At 64.2% G+C, this 25,958-nt stretch carries 23 protein-coding genes; 12 read left to right on the top strand and 11 right to left on the bottom strand.

Annotated elements, in window-relative coordinates; translation table 11 throughout:
- Positions 1-49 precede the first annotated feature (49 nt).
- The gene (locus MESAU_RS05885; RefSeq protein WP_015315141.1) at positions 50-4,837 is read right to left on the bottom strand and encodes an NAD-glutamate dehydrogenase; all 4,788 of its coding nucleotides are present in this window, start codon (positions 4,835-4,837) and stop codon (positions 50-52) included.
- Between the two features lie 138 nt (positions 4,838-4,975).
- Between MESAU_RS05885 and MESAU_RS05880 the strand changes: the two genes are divergently transcribed.
- Both MESAU_RS05880 and MESAU_RS05875 read left to right on the top strand, forming a co-directional pair.
- The gene (locus MESAU_RS05880; RefSeq protein WP_015315140.1) at positions 4,976-5,539 is read left to right on the top strand and encodes a peroxidase-related enzyme; all 564 of its coding nucleotides are present in this window, start codon (positions 4,976-4,978) and stop codon (positions 5,537-5,539) included.
- Positions 5,540-5,680: 141 nt separating this feature from the next.
- Positions 5,681-7,501 (top strand): aromatic amino acid ammonia-lyase, encoded by a 1,821-nt coding sequence (locus MESAU_RS05875; protein WP_015315139.1) that lies wholly within the window; start codon positions 5,681-5,683, stop codon positions 7,499-7,501.
- 2 nt (positions 7,502-7,503) lie between these two features.
- Here MESAU_RS05875 and MESAU_RS05870 read toward each other — a convergent pair whose 3' ends face one another.
- On the bottom strand, positions 7,504-8,115 hold the full coding sequence (locus MESAU_RS05870) for a LysE family translocator (RefSeq protein ID WP_015315138.1): 612 nt from the start codon (positions 8,113-8,115) through the stop codon (positions 7,504-7,506).
- Between the two features lie 439 nt (positions 8,116-8,554).
- On the opposite strand from MESAU_RS05870, the gene MESAU_RS05865 reads away from it, so the two are divergent.
- A complete protein-coding gene (locus tag MESAU_RS05865) occupies positions 8,555-9,181 on the top strand; it encodes a DUF1062 domain-containing protein (RefSeq protein ID WP_015315137.1) in 627 nt (208 codons plus the stop codon).
- A gap of 57 nt (positions 9,182-9,238) precedes the next feature.
- Here MESAU_RS05865 and typA read toward each other — a convergent pair whose 3' ends face one another.
- Complete coding sequence (gene typA / locus MESAU_RS05860) at positions 9,239-11,068, bottom strand: translational GTPase TypA (protein WP_015315136.1); 1,830 nt, start codon at positions 11,066-11,068, stop codon at positions 9,239-9,241.
- A 198-nt stretch (positions 11,069-11,266) separates the two neighbouring features.
- Here typA and MESAU_RS05855 point away from each other — a divergent pair, with 198 nt between their 5' ends.
- On the top strand, positions 11,267-11,548 hold the full coding sequence (locus MESAU_RS05855; RefSeq protein WP_041163296.1) for a hypothetical protein: 282 nt from the start codon (positions 11,267-11,269) through the stop codon (positions 11,546-11,548).
- Between the two features lie 192 nt (positions 11,549-11,740).
- Here MESAU_RS05855 and MESAU_RS05850 read toward each other — a convergent pair whose 3' ends face one another.
- Positions 11,741-13,024 carry an MFS transporter gene (locus MESAU_RS05850; protein WP_015315135.1) on the bottom strand — a complete coding sequence of 428 codons (1,284 nt, stop codon included), beginning with the start codon at positions 13,022-13,024 and terminating at the stop codon, positions 11,741-11,743.
- A gap of 74 nt (positions 13,025-13,098) precedes the next feature.
- Between MESAU_RS05850 and MESAU_RS05845 the strand changes: the two genes are divergently transcribed.
- Positions 13,099-13,716, top strand: a complete 618-nt coding sequence (locus MESAU_RS05845; protein ID WP_015315134.1) for a TetR/AcrR family transcriptional regulator — start codon at positions 13,099-13,101, stop codon at positions 13,714-13,716.
- A 44-nt stretch (positions 13,717-13,760) separates the two neighbouring features.
- Positions 13,761-14,354, top strand: a complete 594-nt coding sequence (locus tag MESAU_RS05840) for a hypothetical protein (RefSeq protein ID WP_015315133.1) — start codon at positions 13,761-13,763, stop codon at positions 14,352-14,354.
- 9 nt (positions 14,355-14,363) lie between these two features.
- Here MESAU_RS05840 and ppa read toward each other — a convergent pair whose 3' ends face one another.
- The 6 genes from ppa to MESAU_RS05810 all read right to left on the bottom strand — a co-directional run bounded on the left by ppa (position 14,364) and on the right by MESAU_RS05810 (position 18,931).
- Entirely contained in the window at positions 14,364-14,897 is a 534-nt protein-coding gene (gene ppa, locus MESAU_RS05835; RefSeq protein WP_015315132.1) for an inorganic diphosphatase, read from the bottom strand.
- Between the two features lie 190 nt (positions 14,898-15,087).
- The gene (locus MESAU_RS05830) at positions 15,088-15,594 is read right to left on the bottom strand and encodes a GNAT family N-acetyltransferase (RefSeq protein WP_015315131.1); all 507 of its coding nucleotides are present in this window, start codon (positions 15,592-15,594) and stop codon (positions 15,088-15,090) included.
- Positions 15,595-15,838: 244 nt separating this feature from the next.
- Positions 15,839-16,477: a TPM domain-containing protein gene (locus MESAU_RS05825; RefSeq protein ID WP_015315130.1), complete on the bottom strand. Its 639-nt coding sequence runs from the start codon at positions 16,475-16,477 to the stop codon at positions 15,839-15,841.
- 9 nt (positions 16,478-16,486) lie between these two features.
- Positions 16,487-17,377, bottom strand: coding sequence for a TPM domain-containing protein (locus MESAU_RS05820; RefSeq protein WP_015315129.1), 891 nt, complete (start codon positions 17,375-17,377; stop codon positions 16,487-16,489).
- A 4-nt stretch (positions 17,378-17,381) separates the two neighbouring features.
- Entirely contained in the window at positions 17,382-18,215 is an 834-nt protein-coding gene (locus MESAU_RS05815; RefSeq protein WP_411908826.1) for a TPM domain-containing protein, read from the bottom strand.
- 77 nt (positions 18,216-18,292) lie between these two features.
- Complete coding sequence (locus tag MESAU_RS05810; RefSeq protein WP_015315127.1) at positions 18,293-18,931, bottom strand: LemA family protein; 639 nt, start codon at positions 18,929-18,931, stop codon at positions 18,293-18,295.
- A 163-nt stretch (positions 18,932-19,094) separates the two neighbouring features.
- On the opposite strand from MESAU_RS05810, the gene MESAU_RS05805 reads away from it, so the two are divergent.
- The 6 genes from MESAU_RS05805 to MESAU_RS05780 all read left to right on the top strand — a co-directional run bounded on the left by MESAU_RS05805 (position 19,095) and on the right by MESAU_RS05780 (position 24,399).
- Positions 19,095-19,346 carry a hypothetical protein gene (locus tag MESAU_RS05805; RefSeq protein ID WP_015315126.1) on the top strand — a complete coding sequence of 84 codons (252 nt, stop codon included), beginning with the start codon at positions 19,095-19,097 and terminating at the stop codon, positions 19,344-19,346.
- A 13-nt stretch (positions 19,347-19,359) separates the two neighbouring features.
- Positions 19,360-20,244: a pyridoxal kinase PdxY gene (gene pdxY / locus MESAU_RS05800; protein ID WP_015315125.1), complete on the top strand. Its 885-nt coding sequence runs from the start codon at positions 19,360-19,362 to the stop codon at positions 20,242-20,244.
- The gene (locus MESAU_RS05795) at positions 20,241-21,032 is read left to right on the top strand and encodes a DUF429 domain-containing protein (RefSeq protein ID WP_015315124.1); all 792 of its coding nucleotides are present in this window, start codon (positions 20,241-20,243) and stop codon (positions 21,030-21,032) included. The genes pdxY and MESAU_RS05795 overlap by 4 nt, the downstream gene beginning before the upstream one ends.
- A gap of 147 nt (positions 21,033-21,179) precedes the next feature.
- Positions 21,180-21,824, top strand: a complete 645-nt coding sequence (locus MESAU_RS05790; protein WP_015315123.1) for a carbonic anhydrase — start codon at positions 21,180-21,182, stop codon at positions 21,822-21,824.
- A complete protein-coding gene (locus MESAU_RS05785; protein WP_015315122.1) occupies positions 21,821-22,255 on the top strand; it encodes a hypothetical protein in 435 nt (144 codons plus the stop codon). The genes MESAU_RS05790 and MESAU_RS05785 overlap by 4 nt, the downstream gene beginning before the upstream one ends.
- An 89-nt stretch (positions 22,256-22,344) precedes the next feature.
- On the top strand, positions 22,345-24,399 hold the full coding sequence (locus MESAU_RS05780; RefSeq protein WP_015315121.1) for a M3 family metallopeptidase: 2,055 nt from the start codon (positions 22,345-22,347) through the stop codon (positions 24,397-24,399).
- 25 nt (positions 24,400-24,424) lie between these two features.
- Here the strand turns inward: MESAU_RS05780 and MESAU_RS05775 are convergent, their stop codons facing one another.
- Positions 24,425-25,918, bottom strand: a complete 1,494-nt coding sequence (locus tag MESAU_RS05775) for a M81 family metallopeptidase (protein WP_015315120.1) — start codon at positions 25,916-25,918, stop codon at positions 24,425-24,427.
- Positions 25,919-25,958: the final 40 nt, after the last annotated feature.

The following is a 25,958-nucleotide window of genomic DNA, read 5'->3' as shown; positions in this document are numbered from 1 at the left end:
CGCCATGTCTGCATGTTTCGAATGATCATGCAAACGGACAACCGCTGGCTCACATGCCCGTCAGATCGCTCATCAGCCCCGACGCAACCGACAGCCGCGACACGGTGATGTCGCCGCCCTCCGTCAACGCCTGCAGCCGTTCGCGGATGCGCGCCACCCGCTCGCCACCGGCTTCGAGCCAGGCCGCCACCGGATCGGCCGCCTCGGCATGGCCGGTAAGCGCGGCGATAGCGATGCCGCGCCGCGCCGCGCCGATCGTGTCGGTGGCGCGGGACAGAGCGAGCTGGTCATAATAGTCCGATGGCGTGATCGAGCGCGCCGCATCCTCGACGCGCGGGATGCGGAAGGCATCGCTGACGGCGAAGAACGCCTTGGCCGCCGCGACGATATCGGCACCGGCGGTGCGGGCCGTCAGCGCGACGTCCGGGATGAGCTCCGCCGCCTCGCTCATCGCCAGCTGCTCGGCCAGCTTTTCCGGTGCGCCCGCCTTGAACAGCCCGTGCCGCTTCTCCTCGATCCGCTCGCGCGAAAAAGCCGGCAGCAGCGAAACGAGCTTGGGCTCCAGCGCCTTGCGCGCATCCTGCAGTTCGGCGATGCGCTGGCCGAGCGGTGCCGTGCCGGCATCGTTCTTCAGGTACCAGCCGCTGCTCATATAGATAAGCCGGCTCACCATCTGATAGAGATCGAGTTGCACCTGGCCGTCGATCTGGTTGTCGAGCGCGTCGATCTCGCGATAGAGCGCGGGCAGCGCAAAGCCATCGCGCACCACGGCGAAGGTGCGCACTACATCTGCCGCAGTGCGCCCCGTCGCCTCCTGCAGCCGGTTGACGAAGGACGGCCCGCCGCGATTGACCAGATCGTTGGCGACGACACGCGCGATGATCTCGCGGCGCAACCGGTGGCCATGGATCTCGGAAGCGTATTTCTTCGCCATCCGGTCCGGGAAATAACCCATCAGGTCGCGGTCGAAATGCGCATCGTCAGGCACGTCGCTGGCGACGATGTCGGAAAACAGCACGATCTTGGCATAGGCGAGCAGCACGCCGAGCTCGGCCCGGGTCAACGGCTCGCCGCGCGCCTCGCGCTCGGCAAGCGCTGCCGGCGACGGCAGTGTTTCCACGACACGATCGAGCAGGCCACGTGCTTCCAGCGCCGTCATGAAGCGGCTCTGATGCGCAATGTCGGCGAGGCCGCGCTTGCGGGCGATCGAAAGCGCCAGCGTCTGCTGGTAGTTGTTGGACAGCACCAGCCCGCCGACCTCGTCGGTCATCTCGGCCAGCAGCTTGTTGCGCGCCGGCCGCGTCAGCGATCCCTTGCGCATTGCCGACGCCAGAGCGATCTTGATGTTGACCTCGACGTCGGAGCAGTTGACGCCGCCCGAATTGTCGATCGCGTCGGAGTTGCAGCGGCCGCCATTCATGCCGAACTCGATGCGCGCCCGCTGCGTCACACCCAGGTTGGCGCCCTCGCCGATCACCTTGGCGCGCACGTCGAGCGCCGTGATGCGGATGGCGTCGTTGGCACGGTCGCCGACCTCGGCATTGGTCTCGGTCGATGCCCTGAGATACGTGCCGATGCCGCCGAACCACAAGAGGTCGACCGGCGCCTTGAGAATGGCGGTCATGATCTCGACCGGCGCGGCGGTCGTCTTGGCAAGTCCGATCGCCGCCGCCGCGGCAGCCGGCAAGGTGATCGATTTCTGGCTGCGCGAAACGATGACGCCGCCATCCGACAGCTTGGTCTTGTCATAGTCCTGCCAGCTCGAACGCGGCAGCGCGAACATGCGCTCGCGCTCTGCCATCGAGGCCGCCATGTCGGGATCGGGATCGATGAAGATGTCGCGATGGTCGAACGCGGCGATCAGCCGCGTTTTCGGCGACAACAGCATGCCATTGCCGAACACGTCGCCCGACATGTCGCCGACGCCCACGACAGAGAAGGGCGAGGTCTGGATGTCGCGGTTCATCTCGCGGAAATGCCGCTTGACCGCTTCCCAGGCGCCCTTGGCGGTGATGCCCATCTTCTTGTGGTCGTAGCCGGCCGAACCACCGCTGGCGAAGGCATCGTCGAGCCAGAAGCCGTGCTTTTCGGAGATGGCGTTGGCGGTGTCGGAGAAGGTTGCCGTGCCCTTGTCGGCGGCGACGACGAAATAAGGATCGTCCTGGTCGCGGCGCACGACACCTGCCGGTGGAATGACGCCGTCCAGGCCGATATTGTCCGTGATCGAGAGCAGGCTGGAAACGAAGTTCTTGTAAGCCGATGTGCCGGCCTCGAAGATCGCGTCGCGTCCGGCGCTCATCGGCAGTTTCTTGGGATAGAAGCCGCCCTTGGCGCCGACCGGCACGATGACGGCGTTCTTGACCTGTTGCGCCTTGACCAGGCCGAGCACCTCGGTGCGATAGTCCTGGGCGCGGTCGGACCAGCGCAAGCCGCCACGCGCAACCGGGCCGAAGCGCAGGTGCAGGCCTTCGACCTCCGAGCCGTAGACGAAAATTTCACGCCATGGCCGCGGCGCCGGCAATCCCTCGACCGCCTGCGACTCGAGCTTGATCGCCAGCGACTGGCCTTTCTCTTTCGTATCGGCAACGAAATGATTGGTGCGCAGCGAGGCTTCGATCAAATTGAGGTAGCGGCGGATGATGGTGTCGTCGTCAATGTTAGGCACATCCTCCAGCGCATCCTTGATCTTGGCCTTGAGGTGCTTTGCCGCCACCACGCCTTCGGTTTCGGCCGTCGGGCCGAGCCGGGCGATGAACAGCGCGTGCAGGCCGCGCGCGATCTCGGGATAGCGGTTGAGTGCGGCGGCGATGAAATCCTGGCTCTGCGGGATGCCGACCTGCTGCAGGTAACGGCCATAGGCACGCAGGATGGTGATCTCGCCCGACCACAGGCCGGCGGTCTGGGCGAGGCCGTTATAGCCGTCATTGTCGACGTCGCCCCGCCACACCGACAGGAAAGCGTCCTCGAACAGCGCACCGCCGTCGGCGAGGTCGATCGGCTTGCCGTAGCTGTTCTCCAGTTCCATGTCGTGGATGAAGACCATGCCCGACTGGTCGTCGCCGACTTCGAAAGTCCGCTCGCTGATGACGCGGAAGCCGATGTTCTCCAGCACCGGAACGCGCCGCGACAGTGCCACCGGGCTGCCATGGTGATAGATCTTCAGCGCCGCCTGGTGCGGCTTCTGCTCGGCATGGCGGTAATAATCGATGGCGATCGGATTGCCGGCGCTGATCTTGGCGATTCGTCCGGCATCGGCCAGCGCCACGCCAGCGCTGAACGTATCCCGGTAGCTCTCTGGCAGCCGCGCGGCGATGGCTTTCAACGCCGGGTCGCTGCCGCTGGCTTCGGCCGCATCGGCAAGCGCATCTTCCCAGGTGCGCACGATGTCTCGGATCGCCGCCTCTATCGTTGCCTGCTCGACCTTCGGCGTCTTGCCGCCGGAGCGGCCGATGATGAAGTGCACGCGCGCCAGCCCGCCTTCCGGGAAAGCCGGGTAATAGGCCGACAGCCGGCCCTCGAACGCGGTTTTCAGATAGGTGCCGATCTTCTCGCGCACGACGCTGTCGTAGCGGTCGCGCGGCACGAAGACGAGGATCGAGACGAAACGGTCGAACTGGTCGACGCGCACCAGCGCCCGCACGCGCGGCCGCTCGACCAGGCCCAGAATGGCAGCGGCATGCTTGCGCAGGATCGGCACCGGAACCTGGAACAGCTCGTCGCGTGGATAGCTTTCCAGCACGTTGATCAGCGCCTTGCCGGAGTGGTCGTGGCGGTCGAACCCCGACTTGGCGATGATGGTTTCGGCCTTGGACCTGAGATACGGGATCTTCATCACCGAGCGCGTGTATGCGGTCGAGGTGAACAGGCCGACGATGCGCAGTTCGCCCGCCAACGTGCCTTTGGCGCTGTAGGTCTTGACGCCGATGTAATCGAGATAGATGCGCCGGTGCACCAGCGACTTGGCATTGGCCTTGGTGACGATCAGCGGCTCCGGTCCGTGCAGGAAAGCGCGGATTTCCGGCGTCGTCGTCACCGCCTCGGTGCCGCGTCTCAGCACCAGCACGTCCGGGTCGGTCAGGATGCCGAGGCCGGGTTTTTCGGCCCGCTCCAGATTGCCGCTTTCCTCGCCGCCGGTGTACTTGAATTCACGCATGCCAAGGAAAGTGAAATTGTCGTCGCGCAGCCACTCCAGGAAGGCGATCGCCTCGGCGACGCTCTTCTTGTCAAGCGGCACCGCCGAATAGCGGAATTCGGAGATGGCCTGATCGAGCCGGGCCAGCATCGGCCGCCAGTCGTTGACGGCGGCATGGACCTGGCCGAGCATCTTGCGCAGCCGCTCGGCCAGGCCATTTGCTTGTTCGGGCGTCAGCCGGGGAATATGGACATGGATCACGCTGAGCCGGTCGTGGCTGCCGTCATCCCTGGCGAAATTGCCATCGCCGAGGATTTCGTCGACACCCGTCTTGCCATGGCGGACCGTAATCACCGGATGGGTGACCAGGGTCGGTTCGCCGGCGGTTTCTGTAACCTCGCCGAGGATGGAATCGAACAGGAATGGCATGTTGTCGTTGACCACCGTGATGACGGTCACCGGACGGCCTTCGCGAACCACGCCCGAATCGGCGTCGACGGCGACGACGCACTCACCCTTTTTGTGGGCGGCGACCGCCTGGCCGGCGAGATCGGCGGCACGCTCGAGGTCGGCCACGTCATAGGCGGCGATATCCTCCGCCGGCGCGCGGGCGAGCAGGTAATCGGCGAGCCTGGCCGGTCTGTCATCGGCCTTTGCCGCAGGTGCCTTCTTCTTCGACTTAGCTGCGGATTTTACGCTGGCCATGACGCTTCTTCCCTCCCGTCGCATGCTTTTGCGACTATGGTAGCAGATGACCGCTGTTTGGCGACAAAGGTTTGACGGCTTGCCAAGAATTCTCGGAATTCGGCGGCAAGGCTTCGCATGACGAGGAGAAATGACACGATGACCGGCAAAATCACCGCGCTAGACCTGGCCGCCGGAGAACTGAGCGAGCCGACAAAGGCCTATTTCGCCAAATGCGAGGAAAAGCTCGGCCTCGTCCCCAACGTGCTCAAGGCCTATGCCTTCGACGACAAGAAATTGCGCGCCTTCACCGACATGTACAATGATTTGATGCTGGGCGAGTCCGGCCTGTCGAAGCTGGAACGCGAGATGATCGCGGTCGCCGTCTCCTCCATCAACCACTGCTACTACTGCCTGACCGCGCATGGCGCGGCGGTGCGCCAGCTCTCGGGCGATCCCCTGCTTGGTGAGATGATGGTGATGAATTTCCGCGCCGCCGACCTTTCGCCGAAGCAAACGGCAATGCTCGAATTCGCCGTCAAGCTGACCGAGGAGCCGGCCAGGATCGTCGAGGCCGACCGCGCCGCCCTGCGCCAGGCAGGCTTCAGCGATCGCGACATCTGGGATATCGCCTCGACCGCGGCCTTCTTCAACATGTCGAACCGTGTCGCGGCCGCGATCGACATGCGGCCGAACGACGAATACCACGCCATGGCGCGATAGGGCCACGCGCGTTCCACCATCGGTCCTGCTTCGCATCAAGCGTTGACAGGCGAATGCCGCCGGCTAGTTTTCCGGGAAACAAAATTTCCGAGGGGTGAACTTGATGCCCGAGGCCAACGCTTCGTGAATGGGAGTCCCCCTATGCTTGATGCAATTGCCAAACCCGGGATTTTTCTCCGCGCCCTGACCATGACGCTGGCGCTTGCCGCTCCACCCGCCCACGCCTTCGAGGCGGTGACAGCCTACCAGCCCATTTTCGAGACAGCCGCGGCCAAGACGATAACGCTGACTGGCCATGACCTGACCGTCGAACAGGTCATCGACATCGCCCGCAACGGCGCCAAGGTCGAGCTCAGTCCCGAGGCGCTGCAACGTTCGGCGGACGCTTATGGCCTGCTGCTCGAAGGTGCTGCCGAAGGTGTCACCATCTACTGGTTCAACCGTGGCGCCGGCGACCAGCGCGAGACGGTGATCTTCTCGGGCGATCCGACGACGCCGGAAAACAGTAAGCTGCTCAAGGATCAGCAGCTCGCCCGCTTCAAGGGCGGCGTCAACAGAGGCTACGGGCCGGAGCTGCAGGAAGAAGCGCTGGTACGCGCCATCATGGCGATCCGCGCCAACACCATGTCCTACGAGGCTGCCAGCCCGCAGCTGACGCATATGCTGGTCGACATGCTGAACAAGCGGGTGACGCCGGTCGTGCAATCGCGCGGCACGCTCGGCGAAGGCGACCTCGCGACGCTCGGCAATATCGGCGCGGCCATGGTCGGCGAAGGCGAAGCCTATCTCGATGGCGTCCGCATGCCGGCCACACAGGCCCTTTCGCAGGCCGGTCTGAAGCCTCTCGAGCCTTTCGCCGCAGACCAGGCCGCGCTGATCAGCACCAACGCCTACGCACAGGCACAGGCCGTGCTTTTGCTGGAGGACGCGCGAAAACTGCTGGAGTGGACCGACCTCAGCTACGCCATGGGGCTGAACGGCATGAATTCCAGCGTGACGCCGATTTCGGCACCCGTGCAATCCATGCGGCCTTACCCGTGGCTGACATGGGATGCCGCGCGGGTCATGGACATGATCAAGGGCAGCTATCTCTTCGACGAGGATCAGGCCCGCATCATCCAGGATCCGGAAAGCATGCGCGCCTCCAGCCAGCGCCAGGGCTCGGCCTGGCAGGCCTGGGCGGATCTGCGCCAATCCGTGCTGCTCTCCATCAATTCGTCGGATCACAATCCGGCCGTGCTGCCGGGCCTGACGCCGCAGAGTTCGCCGGAGCTGAGCACGCCGCAATTCATGAAATATTACATCAAGGGCGGGCCGCTGAGCGGCGGCAAGTCCGGCTACATCTTCTCCAACGCCAACTGGGATCCCTATCCCATGGCCAATCAGGTCGAGGCTTTCACCATCTCTCTCACCAATCTCGGTGTCGCGGTGGCGCAGCGCATCGAGCGCTTCCGCAATCCCTTCTTCACCGTGATCAAGCCGACCGATGCGCTGAAGCCCGACGAGCGCAAGGACATCCCGACCTTCGACGGCTATCTGCCGACCGATCTCTGGCAGGAACTGGCCGACCTCGGCACGCCGGTGACGCCGAATGGCCAGGCGATCGTCGCCACCGTCGAGGACCTGGAAGGGCAGACCCGCATCAAGACGCAACGCGCCCGCGAGGCGGTCGACATATCCTTCCATCTCTTGGCGCAGGACCTGTTGACGGCAAGCTATTGGATGGAAATCCGCAAGGCGCAGAACCCGCAGCGGAAATTCGGCGAGGCGCCAACCGCGGCGCTCGAGGCGCTGCGCCAGGTGATCCCCTGGCACCAGGCGGCATCGGAACGGCAAAAGCGGCCGCTCGGCATGGTCGCCTACGATTTCATGCAGGAGAACCCGGCCTCGAAATTCTATTCCGGCGGACCGCAGGCGCCGAAGGCGGCCGCCATGCCTGCGGCCGGCGTCTTGCCCAGATAGCCTTACCGCGCCGCGATGGCCGCCGCCGCACCGGCCATCGTCGTGGCGCTGACGCGGTTGGCGATCTTCATGGCGCGCTTGCTCCTGAGGAGCTTGCGCGCCTGCGAGGCGGCGAGCACCCAGGCGAGATCGATGGCGATCAGCACCACCGCCATGGTCGCCGTCAGTTCGACCCAGCCGACGAGACTGACCGAAGCGAGGTCGATGATGGTCGGCAACAGCGCCAGGTAAAACATCATGATCTTGGGATTGCCGAGCGTGACGGCCATGCCGGCGAAAAAAAGCTTGCCGGCCGAATCCTCACGCGGCATCTCGCCCTCCTTGGCGTCGACAGGCGCCGTCCACATCTTCCAGGCGAGATAGGCCAGGTAGAGAACGCCGATCCATTTCACAACGACGAAAGCGAGATGGAAGGTCTGCGCCACCACGGCCAGCCCAAACACCGCCAGCGACAGCCAGATGCCTTCGCCAATCCACATGGCAAGCAGGAACGGAAACACATCGCGAAACCCCTTCGAGATAACGCGCGCGACAAGCGCCGCGATCGATGGGCCAGGCGAACCGGCGGCCACGAACAAGGCGGCGGCGAAAATCAGCAGCGAGGCGAGGTGCATGGCGAGGGTCTCCGCGTCAGGGCTTCATCAATCACAATAACCCGACAGCTGCGTCTCTGGCAAAGGCAAGACAATATGAGCCATGGGCGCTGACCCCCTCAGCGTGACTTGCGGAGCCCCTTGCAGCCCCAGCGTCACGCCGCTAGAAGGGCCGCCGCGAAACAATTTCGAGCTTCACTTTGCCCCAGTAACCACCGGTCTCGTCAACTCCCCCGACACACCTGCATGGCGCCGCATCAGCGGTGCCTGTTTGTTTTTTTGATGTGTTCCTCTGGGCGGCGGTTCGAGACCGGTTTGGCACTGCTGAACCGCTGTCGCTCGGCTTACCGCCAGCGACACCTGACGTCACAATCTCCGCAGCCGCCCGCCACGCCGCGCCCGCATGGGCATCTCGATAGCGCCGACCGGATGAACTTCCCAACGGGAAGGACTTACCGGCATGTCATCGGCCCTGCGCGTCCACTGGACGATCGCGCCTGAAATCGCACCACGACCCCTGATCAACTGCAATCGCTGTGGCTTCGTGAAAGCCTACCGCTGCAGCGAGAAATTCCGCGTCAACGCCAACGGCAAGCGCATCGACGCGTGGCTGATCTATCGCTGCGTCGACTGCGACAATTCCTGGAATTTCGGCATTTTCGAGCGCTGCAACCGGCGCGATATCGCGCCGGCACTGCTGGCGGCGCTCGAAAGCAATGATCCGGCACTGGTCCGGAGCCATGCCTTCGACATCGTCGCCCTGCGCAACCAGGTGGGACGCGTCGAAGAGTTCCCCGACGCCGTCGTGCGCAAGCAGGTGATCGGCGGGATTAAGCAAGGCGCGACGGTGCTGGATCTCCGGCTTGGTCTGGAAATACCGGTATCGTTGAGGCTCGACCGGCTGCTTGCCAACGAACTCGGCATCTCGCGGTCGCGCCTTCACGCACTGGACGAGCGGAGGCTGCTGACCATCGAGCCGGATGGAGCAAAGGCCCTGCGCAAACCGGTCCGAGAGGGAGCGACAATCCGCATCGATCTCGCCAGCGAGCCCGACCGGCGGACCATCATCTCGGCCGCTGGTGGATGAACGAAAGAGGGCGGAGAACAAGTGCTCCGCCCTCTCAAACTCTCGGAAAGGGAAACTTTACGCCGCGCCGACCGCCTTCGACGACTTCTCGAAACGCTTGCGCTCGTTCGGGTCGAGATAGAGTTTGCGCAGGCGAATGGTCTTCGGCGTCACCTCGACCAGTTCGTCGTCCTGGATCCAGGCCAGCGCGCGCTCCAGCGTCATGCGGATCGGCGGGGTGAGCTTGACCGCCTCGTCCTTGCCGGCGGCGCGGATGTTGGTCAGCTTCTTGCCCTTCAGCACGTTCACTTCGAGATCGTTGTCCCGGCTGTGGATGCCGATGATCATGCCCTGATAGACCTTGACGCCGGGATCGATGACCATCGGACCGCGATCTTCAAGGTTCCACATGGCGTAAGCCACCGATTCGCCCTGTTCGTTGGAGATCAGCACGCCGTTGGTGCGACCAGGCAACTCGCCCTTGTAGGGCTCGTAGGCATGGAACAGACGGTTCATCACGGCGGTGCCGCGCGTATCGGTCAACAGTTCCGACTGGTAGCCGATCAGGCCGCGCGTCGGCGCGTGGAAGACGATGCGCTGGCGGTTGCCGCCCGAGGGACGCAGCTCGACCATTTCGGCCTTGCGTTCCGACATCTTCTGCACAACGACACCGGCATGCTCCTCGTCGACGTCGATGACGACTTCCTCGACCGGCTCCAGCAATTCGCCATTCTCGCCCTTCTGCATGACGACGCGCGGACGCGAGACGGCGATCTCGAAACCTTCGCGGCGCATGGTCTCGATCAGGACGGCGAGCTGCAATTCGCCGCGGCCGGAAACGAAGAACGAATCCTTGTCGGGCGATTCTTCAATTTTCAGCGCGACATTGCCTTCGGCCTCGCGCAGCAGACGGTCACGGATGACGCGACTGGTCACCTTGTCGCCTTCGGTGCCAGCCAACGGGCTGTCGTTGACGAGGAAGGACATGGTCACGGTCGGCGGATCGATCGGCTGTGCATGCAGCGCCTCGGTCACCGCCAGGTCGCAGAACGTGTCGGCGACGGTGCCCTTGGACAGGCCGGCGATGGCGACGATGTCACCCGCCTGCGCTTCTTCGATCGGCTGACGCTCAAGGCCGCGGAAAGCGAGAATCTTTGAAATGCGGCCGGTCTCGATCTGGGTGCCGTCATTGTGCAGCACCTTGACCGCCTGGTTAGACTTCAGCGTGCCGCTCTCGATGCGGCCGGTGATGATGCGGCCGAGGAACGGGTTTGCTTCCAGGATGGTGCCGATCATGCGGAACGGGCCGGGATGAACGGTCGGCGCCGGCACATGCTTGATGACGAGGTCGAACAGCGGTGCAAGCTGCTGGTCCTTCGGGCCTTCCGGATTTTCCGACACCCAGCCGTCGCGGCCGGAACCATAGAGGATCGGGAAGTCGAGCTGCTCGTCGGTGGCGTCGAGCGCGGCGAACAGGTCGAACACCTCGTTGACCACCTCGACATGGCGCGCGTCCGGCCGGTCGATCTTGTTGATGACGACGATCGGTCTCAAGCCGACCTTGAGCGCCTTGCCGACGACGAACTTGGTCTGCGGCATCGGGCCTTCGGCGGCGTCGACCAGCACGATGGCCGAATCCACCATCGACAGGATGCGCTCGACCTCACCACCGAAATCGGCGTGGCCGGGCGTGTCGACGATGTTGATGCGCGTGTCCTTCCAGTCGACCGAGGTCGCCTTGGCCAGGATGGTGATGCCGCGTTCCTTTTCGAGATCGTTGGAATCCATGGCGCGCTCGGCGACGCGCTGGTTGTCGCGGAAGGAGCCGGACTGTTTCAAAAGCTGGTCGACCAGGGTGGTCTTTCCATGGTCGACGTGCGCGATGATCGCGATATTACGGAGGTTCATGATTCTGGTCTCGGAAGCGTTGCAGGCAGCAGGCCAAAGGCGCTGCCTCTTTCGGTTGCGCGGCTCATACAGGGTTTTTCGCAGTTGCGAAAGGGGACGCGCGATACCAAATACTCATCAAATCTTAAGCATCTGCGTGTGAAATGATTTTGTTAACCAAGGCGGGAACCTTTTCAGGGCCCGGACAGTTCGAACGTCATGACCGATAGACTCAACCGATTTTGGCCGCTTATCGCTTCCGCCGCCTTTGCGATGCTGCTGGCGGCCAACGCCGCGCAGTCGGCCGCGACGCTGAAGGAAACGCGGCCGGCCATGCCGGCCGATGCGCCTTCCGCGCAGCAGGCCTTTGCCGACGCGCCCGACGGCGTCGACCCCGTGGTGACCGGGCCGGTCAGTGCCGCCTTCAAGCAGAGACAGGCGAGCGCCAACTGCGACGCGGCGGTCTGGCCCAACATTCCAATGGTCTGCTACCCCGACTGATCGTTCGCGCCCGTTCTTACACGCCGAGGTGTGTTGAGATTCAGGTCAGGCCGGGCCGAAAATAGTGGTTTTCGAGATCCGAGCGGAGCGTACATTTTGTACGTGAGCTCAGTTCTACTGCGACGCAGTAGAACTGAGAAGCGCAGGAATCCGCCGTTTGCAGGCCGGCCTCACCTGAATTATCGACGCGCCTCAAGCCGCCTGCGGTTCGGGATCGAAGGCCGGCCGGCTGGTGTTGATCAGGAGCGAAATACAAGCCGCCGCGATCGCCGTCATGCCGGCAATCAGGAACGCCAGTTCGTAGTTGCCCTGCAGTTCGCGCATGGTGCCGCCGAAGGCAGCGGCGGCGGCGGCACCCACCTGATGGCCGGCCACGATCCAGCCGAACACGATCGGCCCGCTGCGGTCGCCGAAGGCCTCGTTGGCGAGCCTTAAAGTCGGCGGCACGGTGGCGATCCAGTCGAGACCATAGAGCACCGCGAAGATGATCAGGCTGGTTGCCGAGAAGCCGGAATAGGGCAAATAGATCAGCGACAGGCCACGAATGGCATAGTAGACGCCGAGCAGCTTGCGCGGGTCGTAGCGGTCGGTGAGCCAGCCGGACAGCGTGGTGCCGATCAGGTCGAAAATGCCCATCATAGACAACAGGCCGGCGGCCTGCACCTCGCCGATGCCCATGTCGCCGCAGAAGGCGATCAAATGCGTGCCGACCAGCCCGTTGGTGGTGAAGCCACAGACGAAGAAAGTGGCGAACAGGTACCAGAAAACCCGCGTGCCGGCGGCGCGGCGCAGCGTGCTGAGCGTATGCGCCAGGAAATTGCCTTGTGATGCGGGCGAAGTCGGCGGCACATCATCCGCCTGGGCCCCATAACGCACCATGCCGATCGAGGCCGGGCGCTCCGGCACCAGCAACCAGACCAGAGGGATCAACGCCGCGGTGGCGATCGCGACAGCGATGACGACAGGCTGCCAGCCGCCTGACTGGGCGAGCGAGGCGATGAGCGGCAGGAAAATCAGCATGCCGGTGGCGCTGGAGGCCGACATCAGCCCCATGACAAGACCGCGATTGGTCTTGAACCAGCGGTTGACGATGGTGGCGCCAAGGACGCTGGCGACAGCGCCGGATCCGATGCCGGAAAAAACGCCCCAGGTGATGAACAGATGCCATGGCTTGGTCATCAGCAGGCTGAGCGTGGTCGAAGCCGACATCACCACCAGCGACGCCAGCAGCGTGCGGCGCAGCCCGATGCGCTCCATGAGCGCGGCGGCGAACGGACCGGTCAGCCCATAGAGCAGGATGCCGACGCCCGCGGCCAGCGAAATGACGTCGCGCCGCCAGCCGAAGCTGTTTTCGAGCGGCAGCATCATGACGGAAGGCGCCGAGCGCAGGCCGGCCGCGATCAGCAGGCAGAGGAAGATGACGCCCACCACCACGAAAGCGTAGCGCTGGCCAAAGGGACGGGATTGAGCTATCATGTTACTGACCGGTACGTTGCAAGATGGGAGCATGTATACGTACCGATCGGTAACATTGTCAATCGAGTCCCATGATGCCAAGCGACAAAAATATTGAACTGACCATCAGCGACGGCCATGCGTCGGCGCCACCGAAGGCCGCCAAGAAGATCCTCGACGTGGCCTATGACCTATTCTACCGGCGCGGTATCCGGGCGATCGGCGTCGACGAAATCGTCAAGCGTGCCGGCGTCACCAAGCCAAGCCTCTATCGCAGCTTTCCCTCCAAGGACGAGCTGGCCGCCTCCTACCTCAGGCAATACGATCTTGAATATTGGGAGCGTTTCGACGAGGCCGTCGCCGCCAACCCCGGCGACCCGCGCGCTCAGATCAAGGCTTTCCTGACCCGTATCGGCAAGCGAACGCAAGTGGCGGACTATCGCGGCTGCGGCATGACCAATGCGGCGGTCGAATATCCCGACCACAGCCATCCGGCTCGCGTCGTCAGCGAGGCCAACAAGCAGGAATTGCGCCGCCGCCTGCGCGCCATGGCGGCTGCGATGGGCGCGCAAGACCCCGACACGCTGGGCGACGGGTTGCTGCTGCTTATCGAAGGCGCCTATATCAGCGGCCAACTGTTCGGCCTCGGCGGCCCCGCGCAGTCGGTTGCCCGCAACGCCGACCTGCTGATCGAAGCCAGCTTGAAGAAATAGCGATTGGCGATACGCTGGGAAGACCTCCAACTGAGATCTCCGCCATGCGCAGCCTATTGATCCCGCTCACCTTGGCCGGCCTTTGCCAGGCGGCACAGGCCGGCGACATTTCCAGCACCTACACCGACCTCGACTGGAAGAAGGACTGCGTGACCTATGCGCAGGCCGAGCAGGGCGACGGCGACTGGGCCGACCTCGCCTGCTCCGGCTATCGCGGCTATCCCGTGCTGGTCGGATATGACGACGCCCGCGAATCGCTGTTCTATGGTTTTCCGCCCGGCGGCGACATGACGTCCACCTGGGAAAGTTTTTCCGCCTTGAATTCGTCCGGAGCCAAGGTCGAGTGGCGCGTCGAAACCAATGGCGACAAAGCCGTGCCGTTCGCGGTCATCCACCGCCGCTCGATCAGCAATGGCGAGGACGAGACCAAGAAGACCGAGGTGCTGCTCGTCGCCAAGGTCGCCCAGATGGACGCCCGGGACGGCTGCACCGTCGGCCTGGTGTTGGCCACCGGCAACCCCGCCGCCAACGACCAGGCGCGCAAGATCGCCGACGAGAAGGCGAAAGGCTTCGCCTGCGGCAAGGACAAGCGCGTGGTGATTGGCGACGTGCCGGCTTTCGGCCGGGTCGATAACTGACCGCTCGAGCTACTTGCTCGCCTTCGCCCGGTCGATCGCGTCCATGATCATCCTCTTGGCGTATTTGGAATCATGCCAGCCCTCGATCTTGACCCATTTGCCGGGTTCCAGATCCTTGTAGTGCTCGAAGAAGTGCTGCACCTGCTGGCGCGTGATGTCGGGCAGCTGCGTGTATTCGGTGACGTTCTCGTAGCGCAGTGTCAGCTTCGGTGACGGCACCGCGATGATCTTTTCATCCTGGCCGGCATTGTCTTCCATGATCAGCACGCCGATCGGCCGCACGTTGATCACGCAGCCCGGCACCAAGGCGCGCGTGTTGCAGATCAGCACGTCAATCGGGTCGCCGTCGCCCGACAGCGTGTGCGGCACGAAACCGTAATTGCCGGGGTAGCGCATCGAGGTGTGCAGGAAGCGGTCGACGAACAGCGTGCCGGCCTCCTTGTCCATCTCGTACTTGATCGGCTCGCCGCCGATCGGCACCTCGATGATGACATTGACGTCCTCAGGCGGATTCTTTCCGGTGGCTATAGCTTCGATGCGCATGTCTTTTGTCCCTCTCTCGGTCGGCAGGAGATAGCGGGCGGCGCAAAATGGTGCAATGCGGCGAATGGTGCTTACAGGCGTCCGGCGAGACGCGATGGCGGTCGACCCGTTCAATCATCGGCACAAGATGTTTCAAGGTCGTGATGTGCGTGAGCCCGGGACCACACCTTCCGCGATTATCCCCAGGCGGTCACTCCCAGACGAAGGCGACCTTCTTCAGCGCCTTCTGCTCGAAAATCTCGACCCCTTCGGCGATGTCGCGGCCGCCGGCCCCGGCATAGAAGGCAAGTGCGTTCTGATTGTCTTCCAGCGCCCACACCACCATGCCTTTCAGCCCATGGTCGGCGAGACGTGCCCTGGCCGCCGAAAACAGCCGCCTGCCGAGCCCGATGCCCTGATATTCCGGGCGCAGGTACAATTCGTAGATCTCGCCCTGCTGCTTGAGTTCCTTGGCGCGGTTCTTGCCGATCGTCGCGTAGCCGGCGATCGTGCCGCCGATCTCGACGACCAGGACGGTGGCGGCGCGGCGGATAGCGTTGGCCCACCAGTCGCTTCCGCGACGGTTGATCATAGATGTCAGCGTGCGGTGCGGAATGATTCCGCTATACGCGCCGCGCCAAGCCTCGAGGTGCACTTCGGCGATGGCGCCGGCATCGCGCGGGTCTGCCTTCCGAATGTCGATCGTCAGCGTATTCATGATTTGTTAACCATAAACCCGCATCGCCCGATTGCAAGAGTCCCGGCGGCCGATGGTCCGCTTTCGCACAGACGATCATGACACTGCCGACATTGGCCAAAGCCTGCCTGAAAACGCGCTCAGCCGAGGCGGATGGCGCGGCTTTCGAGTACCGAAACCCAGCGGACTTTTAGGTCCGTGGGCATCGGAAGCGCACAAAGCCGCGTCAGGCGTCCGGCTGAGTAGCGTTTGCAGGTAGGGCTTTTCAGATTTCGACCAGATGGTCGTCGAGCTCGTTGGTATCGCCCGAAGTAACCGGAAAATGCTCGGCCAGCACGGCCCCGACCCCCTCGATCGCCTTGACGAAACCGTCGGCAAGCCGATCGTGGCCGGCATGCGCGGTCAGATCGCGCACCACGCCGTCCCAGACATGCTGGCCGACCTTGGCGTCGATGCCCGAATCGGCGACCACTTCTGCGTAGCGCTCGGCGATCGAGACGAAGATCAGCACGCCGGTGCGCGCCGTGGTGCGGTGGACGTTGCGGGCGAGGAACTGCTTGACCGCATTGGCGTGCGCAGCCTGATAGCGCAGCCGACGCGGCACCATATGGATGCGCAGGCCGGGCAGCGTCCACAACAGGGCCAGCACGCAGGCCATGGCCAGCAACTGAGCGATGACGAAATGTGGCAGGCGGATGGTGAGCCACCAGGCCTCCAGCCCATAGGCGACCGCGAGGCTGACGACCAGCATGCCGAGGGTCGCCATCAAGGCTGCGGGAGCTAAGTAGCCATCGCTGGCATGCGCCACGACGCAGTAGATCTCGCCGTCGGTTTGCGCTTCGGCGGCGCGGATCGCAGCGGCGATGCGCTCATGATCCTGCGGGCTGATCGGTCGTGTCGCCATGATCTTGTCTCACCAGCTTCCTGAAGAACCGCCACCGCCGGACGAGCCGCCGCCACCGGAAAACCCGCCGCCATTGCTTGACCCCGACGACCAGCCACTGCCGGAACCACCCGAGGACCAGCCGCCGCCCGACGACCTTGTCGTCCAGCCGCTGGTTCCGGATGATCCGCCCGCACCCTGGCCATAACGAAACGTCATACCCAGCCATCGATACACGCCCGGCGACAGCTTTGTGCCGAACATCGGCGGCAGGAAGGCCATTGCCAGGCCACCGAAGAACATCGTCGCCCACAGGATCAGGAACACCGCGACGACCGGATCCATGGGGGTGCTGCTGTCGGCGGGATTGCGCCGGCCGCGCGCCTCCAAGTCCTCCGGATTGCCGTTCAGCACCATGATCATGTCGTCGACGGCCTTGGAGATGCCGCCGGAGAAATCGCCGGCGCGGAAGGCCGGCACCATGTCGTTCTCGATGATCAACTTGGTGTGCAGGTCGGTCAGCGTGCCTTCCAGTCCATAGCCGACTTCGATGCGCATCTTGCGGTCGTTTGGCGCGACCATAAGCAGGACACCGTTATTCTCCTTGGCCTGGCCGAGCTTCCAGAAGCGGAACAGCCGGTTGGCGTAGGGCTCGATCTCCTCGCCGCCGAGGCTGGGAATGGTGGCGACGACGATCTGGTCGGAGCCCTTGGTTTCGAAGTCCGCCAGCTTCTGCGTCAGCGCGGCACGTGTGCCGGCATCGATGATGCCGGCATTGTCGACCACGCGGCCGGTGAGAGCCGGAAGGTCGGCGGCCACGGCGGCGATCGAGGCAAGCAGCAGAGACGCCAGGATGATTAAGGCCAGGCGCAGCCGCGAAGCGCATTGGCCGGGCATTGAAGGGACGGCAGCTCTGGCCATGGCCTTACCAGCCTCCCGAGGAGCCGCCGCCGCCGGACGAACCGCCGCCGCCCGAAAAACCGCCACCGGAGGACCCTCCGCCGGAGGACCAACCGCCGCCGCCGGACGACCAGCCGCCGGACGATGATCGCCGGTGCGGCTCGAAGGTCATGCCGAGCCAGCGATAGCGTCCGGGCCCGAGTTTCTGGCCGAAGATCGGCGGCAGGACCGAGGCCGCGATGCTGCCGAAGAAAATGATCGCCCAGATGCCGATAAAAATGGCGAAGAACAGGTCGTCGGAATTGAATGGTGCCTGCTCGTTGCGCTTGCCGCGCGCTTCCAGTTCTTCCGGATTGCCCTCCAGCACCATGATCATGTCGTCGACGGCCTTGGAGATGCCGCCCGGGAAATCGCCGGCGCGGAAGGCCGGCACCATGTCGTTCTCGATGATCAGCTTGGTGTGCAGGTCGGTCAGCGTGCCTTCCAACCCGTACCCGACCTCGATGCGCATCTTGCGGTCGTTTGGCGCGACCAAAAGCAGGACGCCGTTGTTCTCCTTGGCCTGGCCGAGCTTCCAGAAGCGGAACAGCCGGTTGGCGTAGGGCTCGATCTCCTCGCCGCCGAGGCTGGGAATGGTGGCGACGACGATCTGGTCCGAGCCCTTGGTCTCGAAGTCGGCGAGTTTTTGGGTCAGCGCCGCACGTGTGCCGGCATCGATGATGCCGGCATTGTCGACGACGCGGCCGGTCAGCGCCGGAAGATCGGCGGCGAAGGCGGCGAACGGGAGGAAGAGGATGCCGGCAAGAAGGCCAAGAAAGGAAAGGTGGGCGTTCCGTAGCGCCCCCCTTGAGGAGGAGATGTCCGGCAGGACAGAGGGGAGTGTTTGCACGCCGGCGGTCCGTCTTTTCGGGAATTCGTTCCGAGGACAGTCGCCGTTCACCCGCCCTGCTTCGTGCCGAAATCGACCTTCGGCGGCTGCATCTTGTCTTCGTCGACGGTGAAGTTGGCGAAGGGCTCGTTGCCGCGGAACCAGAATGTCGCCCACAGTACCGACGGGAAGGTCTTCAGCGTCAAATTGTAGTCCCTGACCGCCTGGATGTAGTCGCGCCGCGCCACCGCGATGCGGTTCTCCGTGCCTTCGAGCTGCGCCTGCAGCGCCAGGAAATTCTGGTTGGCCTTGAGGTCGGGATAGGCTTCCGACACCGCGATCAGCCGCGACAGCGCGCTGGTCAGCCCGGCCTGGGCATCCTGAAACTTCTTGAGGGCTTCCGGATCCTTCAGCGTTTCGGGCGTCACCGTGATCTGCGTCGCCTTGGCGCGCGCTTGGACGACGGCGTCGAGCGTGTCCTTTTCATGCGAGGCATAGCCCTTGACCGTCTCGACCAGATTGGGAATGAGGTCGGCGCGGCGCTGATACTGGTTCAACACCTCGCTCCATGCCGCCCTGGCGTTTTCTTCCGCCGTCGGGATCGTGTTGTAGCCGCAGCCGGCAAGCAGCGGCAGCACGATTGCCATCATCAGGAAGGCGGGCAACGTGCGAAATGTCGATGGTCGAGCAAGGCGCTGGGCAAGCATGAAGGGATCCCTCGATAGAAGTTGCATCCGAAGCATTACCACAATCGGCGCGCAAGAAAACGGCCTCGGCCTCTGAAGCAGGCTCGGCATGAATTGTGCCCGCGCAAGGCCCTGTGATTGGCCCGGTGAACGCGATAAGGTTCGATCAGAACGGGATATCATCATGGCGAAACGCCAGGACAGCGACAGCGAATCGCGCCGTATCCTCCAGCGCGTCGCGCAGGAGACCGATCCGGCCGGCAATTCTTTCGTGGCACGGACGACGAAAGGCATGCGCGACCACGTCTCCGCGGCCGATGCCGATCGCACGGATCCGATCGAAGTCTGGGGCACGCGTGTTGGCAGGATACTCGGCCTGCTTCTGGCGCTGGGCCTGATGGTCTGGCTCGTGCTTTTCCTCACCCGGGGCAGCTAGGAATCAAGAGACAATGAGCGCCGAAAAAGCCGACGCGCCGCGCGCGGTCATCGTCATATCCAGCCATGTCGCCCGCGGCTCCGTCGGCAACCGCGCGGCCGTCTTCGCGCTGGAGACACTGGGCTTTCCGGTCTGGGCCGTACCTACGGTCACCCTGCCCTGGCATCCCGGCCATGGCCGCGCGACCCGCATCGTGCCGCCGCTCGACCAGTTCAAGGCGCTGATGGCCGATCTGGAGCGCGCGCCGTGGCTGGGTGAGGTCGGGGCCGTGCTGTCGGGTTATCTCGGCGAGGCCGGCCAGGCCGAGGCGGTCGCCTCGCTGGTCGCCGCGGTCAAGGCGAGGACGCCCGATGCCGTCTATATCTGCGATCCGGTGATGGGTGATTCCGGCGGCCTCTACGTGCCCGAGCCCACCGCCGCCGCCATGCGCGACCGGCTGATGCCGATTGCCGACATCGCCACCCCCAACCGCTATGAGCTGGAATGGATGGCCGGCGCGCCGCTGCCCGATCTGAAATCGGTGATCTCGGCCGCACTCCACGCCGGACCATCGACCATGCTGGTCACCTCGGCACCGTCGATGATGTCAGGCGGAACAGGCAATCTGCTGCTCGACGGCACCCAGGCGCTGCTGGCCGAACACCGCCTGATCGACAAGCCGCCGAACGGCCTTGGCGACTTGACGGCAGCGGTCTACCTGGCGCGCATCCTGTCCGGCCAGCCGGCGATCAAGGCGCTGCAGTCGACGACGGCGGCGGTCTACGAAATCCTGGCGCGCACCGCAAAACGCGGCGGCGACGAACTGCAGCTCGAAACCGACGCGCAGAGCCTGTCGCACCCGATGGCCATGGTCCAGCTTCGCCACCTCACGCATCCGGGGCGGGATCGCCGGGCGTGACCCCGGCCAAGGTCGTGCTCGTCGGCGCCGATGGCTGCAAGGCCGGCTGGATCGCCGTGCGGAGCGAACCCGGTTCGACACGTCGTGACCCGGATACGGCGCCTTCGGTCGATGTCTTCCCTTCGTTCGCCGCCCTGCTGGCGGCGATCCCCGATGACGCGATCGTCGCCGTCGACATGCCGATCGGTCTACCGGAATTTTCGCAAAAGGGCGGACGCGGGCCGGAAGCGCTGGTGCGGCCGCTGCTTGGCGCTCGCCAGTCCAGCGTCTTCTCGATTCCGTCCCGTGCCGCGCTCTATGCCGACACCAGCGGCTTCACCACGATCGAAGCCTGGTACGCGGCGCATATCAGGGCAAGCGAAGCGGCCAAGGCCACATCCAACCCGCCGCGCGGCGTTTCCATCCAGGCCTTCGGCATCTTTTCGAAAATCCGCGAGATCGACACATTGCTGATCGCGCGGCCCGAACTGCGCGGCCGCATCTTCGAATCGCATCCGGAAGTCGCCTTCTGTCGCCTGAACGGCGATCAGGCCATGCTGTTGCCGAAGAAGATCAAGGGCAGCGTCAATCCGGCCGGCATGGCGGAGCGCAAGGAGCTGCTTTGCCGGCACGGCTATGACATGGATTTCTTCGACCGACCGCCGCCACGTGGTGCGGCCGCCGACGATTTTCTGGACGCCGCGGCGATGATGCTGATTGCCGGCCGTATCGCCAGCGGCGAAGCGAAGCCGTTTCCCGACCCGCCTCGCGCTGACGGTTTTGGCATACCGGTCGCTATATGGGCGTGACAATGTCAGCGGGCGTCCCGCTTTGGCGCATGGCATTTATAGCTAGCTCCTACAATTCTGCATTGCTCGTAACGGGCTTTTGCCGTTAGAGGCTTTCCTCGACCGCAACGAGCTGCCGCCTCCAACCCGGAAAGGCCTTAGCCGCCCATGCCTCATCTTCCCGAACACCTCCTCGCCGGCTACCGCAATTTCATGAACGGCCGCTACCTCACCGAGAGCGGCCGCTATCGCGAGCTCGCCCGCGAAGGCCAGGCGCCCGAGACCATGATCGTCGCCTGTTGCGACTCGCGATCCGCGCCCGAGGCGATCTTCGACGCCGGCCCCGGCGAACTCTTCGTGCTGCGCAATGTCGGCAATCTGGTGCCGCCTTACGAGCCGGACGGCGAGTTCCATTCGACCTCGGCCGCGCTCGAATTCGCGGTGCAGAGCCTCAAGGTCAAGAATATCGTTGTCATGGGCCACGGCCGCTGCGGCGGCATCCGGGCCGCGCTCGACACCAACTCCGCGCCGCTATCTCCCGGCGACTTCATCGGCAAGTGGATGAGCCTGATCGCGCCGGCCGCCGAGACGGTGTCGGCCAGCACCTTCATGACGGCGACGGAACGCCAGACGGCCCTGGAGCGCATCTCGATCCGCTACTCCCTCGCCAATCTCAGGACCTTTCCCTGCGTCTCGATCCTCGAGGGCAAGGGTCGGCTGTCGCTGCACGGAGCCTGGTTCGACATTTCGACCGGCGAGCTCTGGGTGATGAACAAGGACACCGGCGATTTCGAGCGGCCGGTGCTGGAATGAACGGTACGGCGCGGCAGGCGATGAGCGTCCGGCCGGTCGTTTTCACGGCGGCCGCGCTGATGATGGCGATCGTTGCCGCTCGCGCCGATGACCACGCCATCATAAGCCGCTGGTATTCGGCGCTGCTGGTCGCCGATCGCACCGAGCTGGCGGACCTGCTCGCCGACGACGTCCGCATCAAGCTCGACGACCTCGGCGTTGTCCAGAGCAAGCAGGAATTCATCGCCTCGCTCGACGAATGGAAAGGCGCGGTTGCGGGAGCCGCGATCCGCCACCGCATCGAGAAGACCGAAGGCGGGGTCACCACCGTGATCGCCTGCTACGACTTCCCCGACAATGATATGTTGATGCAGGAGACCTTCGCGGTGAGCGACAACCGCATCACCGCCAGTTCGCAGGCGGCAATCGCTGAAAACTGCGAGGGCTACTGAGGCGGAGCGGCCAACTGGCATATTGCGGGCCCGCGGACCGCGCCCTACATCGGTGACACCTCCTTCCTGACGCCAGCGAAAGACCCTCCATGCCCTCTCCGAAAGCCGTCGATCTCGCCGCCCATCCGTTGACCGCGTGGCGAGGGCCGCTCGGCCTGCCCGATTTCGCCCATATTGGCGACGGTGATTTTTCTCCCGTCTTCGACGCCGCGCTGAAGGCGCATGAGGCCGAGATCGACGCGATATCAGGCAACAAGGATACGCCGAGCATCGAGAACACGCTTGCCGCGCTTGAGCTCGGCGGCGAGGCGCTGGATCATGTCTCATCGATCTTCTGGTGCCGCGCCGGCGCCCACACCAACGAGACCATCCAGGCCCTGGAGCGTGACATTTCGCCGAAGATGTCGCGGCACTTCTCGGCCATCTCGATGAACGAGAAGCTGTTTGCCCGCATCGACGATCTCTACCAGCGCCGCGAGAGCCTTGACCTCGATCCCGAGACGCTGCGCGTCCTGGAGAAGACCTGGAAAGGCTTCGTCCGTTCCGGCGCCAAGCTCGACGCCGACGGCAAGACGCGGCTGGCCAAAATCAACGAGGAGCTGTCGTCGCTCGGCACGACTTTCGGTCAGAACGTGCTGGCCGACGAGCGCGACTGGGCGCTGTTCCTCGACGAGGCCGATCTCATCGGCCTGCCGGATTTCGTGAAAAGCTCGATGGCCGAAGCCGCCGAGATGCGCGGCCAGAAGGGCCGCTACGCCGTCACCCTGTCGCGCTCGATCTATGAGCCGTTCACGACCTTCTCCGAACGCCGCGACCTGCGCGAGATCGCCTATCGCGCCTTTACCATGCGCGGCCAGAACGGCGGTGCGTCCGACAACACATCCGTGGTGCGCGACATGCTGAAGCTGCGCGCCGAAAAGGCGAAGCTGCTCGGCTACGCCTCCTTCGCCGCGCTCAAGCTCGACGACACCATGGCCAAGACACCGAAGGCGGTGCACGCGCTGCTCGACCCGGTTTGGGAAAGGGCACTGGAAAAAGCCGCCGCCGACCAGAAAGAGCTGGAGCGTCTGGCGGCCGAGGCCGGCAGTAACGAAAAATTCGCCGCCTGGGACTGGCGCTTCTACCAGGAGAAGCTGCGCGCCGAGAAGTTCGCTTTCGACGAAGCGGAGCTGAAACCCTATCTGCAGCTCGACCGCGTCATTGACGCCTGCTTCGACGTCGCGACACGGTTGTTCGGCGTCACGTTCGAGGAGAAGAAAGGCATCGCCGCCTGGCATCCGGACGCGCGCGTCTTCGTGGTCAAAAATGCCGACGGCAGTGAGCGCGGCCTGTTCCTCGCCGACTATTTCGCGCGGCCGTCAAAACGCTCCGGCGCCTGGATGAGCGCGCTGAAGTCCGGTTACAAGCTTGGCCATGGCTCGAAGCCGGTGATCTACAACATCATGAACTTCGCCAAGCCGCCAGCGGGCGAACCGGCTTTGCTGTCGGTCGACGAAGCGAAGACCTTGTTCCACGAATTCGGCCATGCGCTGCATGGCATGCTGACCGACGTCACCTGGCCGTCGGTGTCAGGCACCTCGGTCAGCCGCGACTTTGTCGAACTGCCCTCGCAGCTCTACGAGCACTGGCTGACGGTGCCGGCGGTTCTGGAAAAGCACGCGCTGCATGTCAAGACCGGCAAGCCGATGCCGAAGGCGCTGCTCGACAAGATGCTGGCCACGCGCACCTTCGGCGCCGGCTTCGCCACCGTCGAGTTCACCGCCTCTGCCTTGATGGACATGGCCTACCATGCACGGCCCGACGCGCCGGAAGAGCCGCTTCGTTTCGAGGCCGAAACGCTTGCGACGCTGCATATGCCGGATACGATCGCCATGCGCCATCGCACCCCGCATTTTGGCCATGTCTTCGCCGGCGAGGGCTATTCGGCCGGCTACTATTCCTACATGTGGTCGGAGGTGCTGGACGCCGATGCTTTCGCCGCCTTCGAGGAAACCGGAGACCCCTTCAACCCGGCGCTGGCCGAGCGGCTGAGGAAGAACATCTACGCCGCCGGCGGCTCGAAGGATCCGGAAGAGCTCTACACGGCGTTTCGCGGCAAAATGCCGTCGCCGGAAGCGATGATGGTCAAGCGCGGATTGGTGTAGGCAATCGCCGAAGTCGGCGCCGACGTTAACCTCGTTGTCCTTGGCTGCCGACCCAAGGATCCTTTACCCTTGGCCACACCGGCCGCGTCAGCTTCGTGTAATTCGTCGCCGCCGGATTGCTGGGATAGGAACTCGGCGCCGCGACATAGATGATCTCGGCGGCGATCGGCTCGAAGCCGGCGTAAAAATGGTTTGTTGACTTGATCAGCAATATGTCTTTCGACAGCGGATCGACGCCGATGTTGGAGAAGACATCCGGCTCGAAGGTCTGGGTGCGATTAGTGTTCAGGATCACATCGACTTCCGTGCCCTCGATGCGCACCACCGCTGATGGTCCCAATGTCACCCGGCTCGGGCCAAAACTCTGCCAGCCTTCGGCAACCGCTTTCAGTACCTTGACGCGTGCATCGATCGGTTCGCCCGCCTGCGGGCCGGCCTTGCCGCCGAAACGCAGGTCGATGACGGCGCCCTCGCCGGCCGCCTGGCAGAAAGTCACCGCGATCGGATCCCAGATCGTCGCCACGCCGAACTTGTCCAGGCCCCGCGCCAGCATCTGGCGTAGCACGAAGGTGCCGTCGCCGGGAACGCCGCCGCCGGGGTTGTCCCAGATATCGGCAATGACCACCGGCTTGCCCGGTCTTTGCTTGCGCACGGCCAGCGCCCGATCGATGCCGTCGGCCGTACTCAGCATCGTCATCGCGGTCGTTTCGCGCATGGCATAGAGCTCGCGTCCAAGCCGCTCCGCCAGCGCATCGCCCTTGGCCTTGTCATTGTCGGTAACGACAAGGATGCGCGTGCCCATTTCGGGCACGTCGGCGGCCATGAAGCCGTGGATGACCGAGACCGACAGCACGCCGTCCTTGCCGTGCAGCGCCTTGATGCGGTCGACGAAGGAGCGCATCGGTTCGCGGCTGGTCGGCAGCACCTGGATCATGCGGCAGTCGAAAGTTGAGATGACCGGCTTGATCTCGCCGCGCGCCGCGGCCAGGCCAAGCGCGACCACATGCTCGCCGCGCTCGTAGAAATCCGTGTGCGGGAATTCGAGGAAATAGGCCATGATGTCGGACGCCGCCACGCGCTTCGGCGTCAGATGGCTGTGCGGATCGAACTCGCAGGCAATCACCACGCTTGGCCCGACAATGCCACGCACGCGCTCCAGCAGGTCGCCCTCGCAGTCGTCATAGCCTTGCGCCACCATGGCACCGTGCAGGCCCAGAATGACGGCATCGACCGGCAAGGCGGCCTTGAGCTGGCCGAGGATTTCGTCGCGGAGCGCCTCATAGGTCTGCCGCTGCACGAGGCCGCCGGGCTCTGCCCAGGTGGCGGTGCCTTCGATCACGGTCAGGCCTTCGGCGGCCGCGCGGCGGCGCAGCGCCACCATCGGCGAGGAGCACAGGGTCGGCGTTTCCGGATGCTTGCCCGGCCCGGCATAGAACGCCATCTCGAAAGAGGCCCGGTCGGTTGGCACCGGCGAGAAGGTGTTGGTTTCCGTCGCCAGCGAGGCGGTGAAGATACGCATGAAAACTCCGTGGACTTCTTGTTTTCGCAATTCCGGACGG

The organism is Mesorhizobium australicum WSM2073 (assembly GCF_000230995.2).
GTDB classification, from domain to species: domain Bacteria; phylum Pseudomonadota; class Alphaproteobacteria; order Rhizobiales; family Rhizobiaceae; genus Mesorhizobium; species Mesorhizobium australicum.
Note: the sequence above shows the minus strand (reverse complement) of the source record. Positions and strands in the feature narration are given on the sequence as shown.

What these genes read in the sequence shown, in the direction of transcription:
- MESAU_RS05885 (WP_015315141.1), bottom strand. Translation starts at nt 4,837, where the DNA reads ATGGCCAGCGTAAAATCCGCAGCTAAGTCGAAGAAGAAGGCACCTGCG.
- MESAU_RS05880 (WP_015315140.1), top strand. Translation starts at nt 4,976, where the DNA reads ATGACCGGCAAAATCACCGCGCTAGACCTGGCCGCCGGAGAACTGAGC.
- MESAU_RS05875 (WP_015315139.1), top strand. Translation starts at nt 5,681, where the DNA reads ATGCTTGATGCAATTGCCAAACCCGGGATTTTTCTCCGCGCCCTGACC.
- MESAU_RS05870 (WP_015315138.1), bottom strand. Translation starts at nt 8,115, where the DNA reads ATGCACCTCGCCTCGCTGCTGATTTTCGCCGCCGCCTTGTTCGTGGCC.
- MESAU_RS05865 (WP_015315137.1), top strand. Translation starts at nt 8,555, where the DNA reads ATGTCATCGGCCCTGCGCGTCCACTGGACGATCGCGCCTGAAATCGCA.
- typA (WP_015315136.1), bottom strand. Translation starts at nt 11,068, where the DNA reads ATGAACCTCCGTAATATCGCGATCATCGCGCACGTCGACCATGGAAAG.
- MESAU_RS05855 (WP_041163296.1), top strand. Translation starts at nt 11,267, where the DNA reads ATGACCGATAGACTCAACCGATTTTGGCCGCTTATCGCTTCCGCCGCC.
- MESAU_RS05850 (WP_015315135.1), bottom strand. Translation starts at nt 13,024, where the DNA reads ATGATAGCTCAATCCCGTCCCTTTGGCCAGCGCTACGCTTTCGTGGTG.
- MESAU_RS05845 (WP_015315134.1), top strand. Translation starts at nt 13,099, where the DNA reads ATGCCAAGCGACAAAAATATTGAACTGACCATCAGCGACGGCCATGCG.
- MESAU_RS05840 (WP_015315133.1), top strand. Translation starts at nt 13,761, where the DNA reads ATGCGCAGCCTATTGATCCCGCTCACCTTGGCCGGCCTTTGCCAGGCG.
- ppa (WP_015315132.1), bottom strand. Translation starts at nt 14,897, where the DNA reads ATGCGCATCGAAGCTATAGCCACCGGAAAGAATCCGCCTGAGGACGTC.
- MESAU_RS05830 (WP_015315131.1), bottom strand. Translation starts at nt 15,594, where the DNA reads ATGAATACGCTGACGATCGACATTCGGAAGGCAGACCCGCGCGATGCC.
- MESAU_RS05825 (WP_015315130.1), bottom strand. Translation starts at nt 16,477, where the DNA reads ATGGCGACACGACCGATCAGCCCGCAGGATCATGAGCGCATCGCCGCT.
- MESAU_RS05820 (WP_015315129.1), bottom strand. Translation starts at nt 17,377, where the DNA reads ATGGCCAGAGCTGCCGTCCCTTCAATGCCCGGCCAATGCGCTTCGCGG.
- MESAU_RS05810 (WP_015315127.1), bottom strand. Translation starts at nt 18,931, where the DNA reads ATGCTTGCCCAGCGCCTTGCTCGACCATCGACATTTCGCACGTTGCCC.
- MESAU_RS05805 (WP_015315126.1), top strand. Translation starts at nt 19,095, where the DNA reads ATGGCGAAACGCCAGGACAGCGACAGCGAATCGCGCCGTATCCTCCAG.
- pdxY (WP_015315125.1), top strand. Translation starts at nt 19,360, where the DNA reads ATGAGCGCCGAAAAAGCCGACGCGCCGCGCGCGGTCATCGTCATATCC.
- MESAU_RS05790 (WP_015315123.1), top strand. Translation starts at nt 21,180, where the DNA reads ATGCCTCATCTTCCCGAACACCTCCTCGCCGGCTACCGCAATTTCATG.
- MESAU_RS05785 (WP_015315122.1), top strand. Translation starts at nt 21,821, where the DNA reads ATGAACGGTACGGCGCGGCAGGCGATGAGCGTCCGGCCGGTCGTTTTC.
- MESAU_RS05780 (WP_015315121.1), top strand. Translation starts at nt 22,345, where the DNA reads ATGCCCTCTCCGAAAGCCGTCGATCTCGCCGCCCATCCGTTGACCGCG.
- MESAU_RS05775 (WP_015315120.1), bottom strand. Translation starts at nt 25,918, where the DNA reads ATGCGTATCTTCACCGCCTCGCTGGCGACGGAAACCAACACCTTCTCG.